We start from the raw sequence: 2,919 nt of genomic DNA on the forward strand, positions 1-2,919 counted from the left end.
GTCGCACCACGAACTCATCCAAGTCGATGGACGCATCAATGCAAAGAGTAATAAAGCTTTCCAGGCGCCCGACGTCCTTGGCTATCTCCTTGAAAGGTGTCGGTGAATCATATTGTATAAGAATGTGAGGCTCTTGGTAGAGCGTAAGTCCGGCTATGCTTCGGTCACGATAGTTCCACACATGTCTGACCGTTATTTTGCCTCGCGAGAATGAGCTAATGGAATCTTCGATCGGCTGGATTTTAACTGTGGGCTTGGAATTACTATTGTCAAGGTCCTGTAGGTCTCGATCGTCGAGAGGAGTGCGCCCTATCCAGCTATCCACATCACTAAATCTCACTCTAGCTGAGAGAAAAAGTGGTTCCGGCTCCTCGAAAATGTGTCCAAGTAGCATTGAGTTGGCAATATATCCACTTTCGCTGATTCCGGGAATTCTGCGCCAAACTCCCTTGGAGAAACAATCAAGTAGCGTGACCTCGCCAGACTTGATAGTGCCAAATATCTTCCCCTTCGGCCCTCGAAGGCTATTTTGAAAATCTCCAATGAGTGTCAACATTATGTTTCCCGTCGGGCTATATGTAAGCCTTCCCGACAAAGGGTCATTTTCGTGGTCCGGCAACCAAAATATGCCAGAGGAATCAAGCTCTTTCATCTACATCATCTCCTGGCGTTGAAGACTCGGAATGGTAATGTCGAGGCATGGCCTTGTCGATTTCAAGCATGAGTCTCGACCAGGGAAAATTCTCTAGGCGAGTGTCGCCCGTACCGGGGGCGTGGGGTTCAAATTCGCCGGGGCCGAACAGGACCCGTACGCCTTCGTCGCACAGTATTTCGATGCTGCGCTGTAGAGCAGTGCGAGAGGCTAGGGCGGTGTTGACGAAGGGGAGGACTGCGACAGGGATGTCTAGTCCTGGTGCTTCGGCGAGAATGCCTAGGGCGTAGGTGTCGCTGATGCCGTTGGCCCATTTGTTGATGGTGTTGTAGGTGGCGGGGGCGACGATGATGGCGTCTGCCTTGGGGGAGCGGGGTTGGCCGGGCTTGCGGTATTCGCTGCGGATGGAGTGGCCGGTTTGGGCTTCTAGGGCTTGGGTGTCCATGAAGTCCAGGGCTGAGGGTGTGGCGATGATCTGGATGTCCCAGCCTTGTTGGTGGGCGAGGGTGACGAGTTTTCCGACGTCGCCGGCGGGGCCTGCTGCGCACACGATGACGTAGAGGACTTTGCGGCGGTCGGTCTCGGTCACAAGCGCACCCCGATGTCTGTGGTGAAGTCTCTGAGCTGCCGTTTGATGCTAGGCGGGGCGGTGGCCATGAGGTCGCGCAGCGTGCGGTGTACGGCGGGACGGGCCGATATCTCTTCGGGGGCTAGCTGGTGGGCGAAGCGGAGGACGTCATATGCCTTGTCATGCTTGCCCCACTGGGTAAGGGCCCGTGAAGTGTCGAGGAGGAGTATTGCTTTGCGCTCGGTGAGGGGGACGCGGTCCAGGTCGATACGGCGGGCTTCCTGGATGGCCGCTCCGGCGTCGCCGAGTCGAAGAGCGATGTTCACCCGGTGAAGTTGGACGTTCGTGGGGCCGAACGCGGTCCAGCGGTGGTTGAAGTCTCCGCCCAACTCGCGCCCTGCGTGTTCGGCTTCGTCTAGGAGGGTGGCGGCGGTGTGACGGTCGCTGCGGTGTCCGGCGGCGACGGCTCCGCGTAGGAGGAGCGCGCCGTAGACGGAGAGGAATGCGGGGCTGCGGTCGTCAGTGTCGTGGTCGATGCGTTCGGCGTAGGTGCTGGCGGTCTGGGTGGCTGCGCCGTGGTGGCCGTCGTTCATCAGGGCGTGCGTGATGATGCGGGCGCTTGACCCGATGATCGTGAGGTCCTGGCTGTTGCGGGCAGCCTGCATGCTGCGGTCGGCGGCGACCCATGCAAGCCCTTCTTCGTCCAGTTTGAGCAGGATGCTCGCGGCGACGTGGTGGGCTTCGGCCGAGAGTGCTTCGGCTCTGAGGCGGGTGTCTCCCTCGTGGTTGTTGCATGCGGTGCGCAGGTCGGTTAGGAGCGGGGGGAGTGACTTGATGACGCTGGAGTATCGGCAGTCTTGGTAGTTGCGCTTGGCGGCGGCGACGGCCTTGGCCAGGTGGGTCATGCTGAGCGCGGCCGGGTTGTGGTCGCTGCTGAGGTTGGGGTAGCCGGCTAGCGCGGCGGCGAATGCCTCGACGCCGTTCAGGGGTGCGCCGTCTGCAGGTAGGTCGGCGAGGATGGCGCTGAACAGGCTTGTTCCGGCGAGCTTGGTAAAGGTCCGGCGACGCACGGGGTCCCCTTCCTGGACGTCGGGATCTACGTCCAGGGAACCCAGGGATGAGGCCGGGGCCAAGCCCGTGGGCTCATCTCGGGGTGTGATGACCGTCGCGTTTGCGGTGATCGGCGGGGTGAGGGTACGGGGCGCTAGGCCGAGGGTCATGCGGGCGGTGTCCGGCATTTGGAGGCCGTCGGCGATGCGCTCGAAGACGTCCAGGGTGAGGACCTGGGGGCCGCCCTCCTTCATGGTCTCGCTGACTTTGCCTTGTGACATGCCGCAGGCGATCCCGATTCGGGTCTGGCTGGCGCCTGCGTGCTGCTGGACGAGACGGAAGACGGTGCGGATGTCGCGGGCGCGGAGGGCGTCGGTCATCTGTGGGCGTTCCCACAGGGTTTGGGGGATGGCGATCGGGTCTGACGCCCGTCCCGACATGGGGTCTCCCTCCGCGTGACTCGTCATTGCTGAGCGTATATCCCGTGGCGGGATACCGCCGGGGAATGGGTGCGGGGCGCGTTTGCGCCGATCGTGGTCGCCATGACGCAGCAGCAGGGAACAGGCAAGGCGGACTGCGGCCGGTGCGGCGGCCGGGGTTGGAATTTCGTTCATCCTCGGCGGGCGGTGCTGGTGGGGGTGCCGGGCGG

At 61.8% G+C, this 2,919-nt stretch carries 3 protein-coding genes; all 3 read right to left on the reverse strand.

Annotated elements, in window-relative coordinates; all coding sequences use genetic code 11:
- Nucleotides 1-652: hypothetical protein (locus tag E1287_RS42850; RefSeq protein ID WP_131971822.1), on the reverse strand; the 652-nt coding region annotated here is incomplete at its 3' end.
- Nucleotides 639-1,241: a flavoprotein gene (locus E1287_RS42855; protein ID WP_131971824.1), complete on the reverse strand. Its 603-nt coding sequence runs from the start codon at nt 1,239-1,241 to the stop codon at nt 639-641. The genes E1287_RS42850 and E1287_RS42855, both read right to left, overlap by 14 nt.
- Nucleotides 1,238-2,650, reverse strand: a complete 1,413-nt coding sequence (locus E1287_RS44495; RefSeq protein WP_243719838.1) for an XRE family transcriptional regulator — start codon at nt 2,648-2,650, stop codon at nt 1,238-1,240. The genes E1287_RS42855 and E1287_RS44495 overlap by 4 nt, the downstream gene beginning before the upstream one ends.
- Between the last annotated feature and the right edge of the window lie 269 nt (nt 2,651-2,919).

It is taken from the genome of Actinomadura sp. KC06, assembly GCF_004348735.1.
In the GTDB taxonomy this organism is placed as follows: Bacteria; Actinomycetota; Actinomycetes; order Streptosporangiales; family Streptosporangiaceae; genus Spirillospora.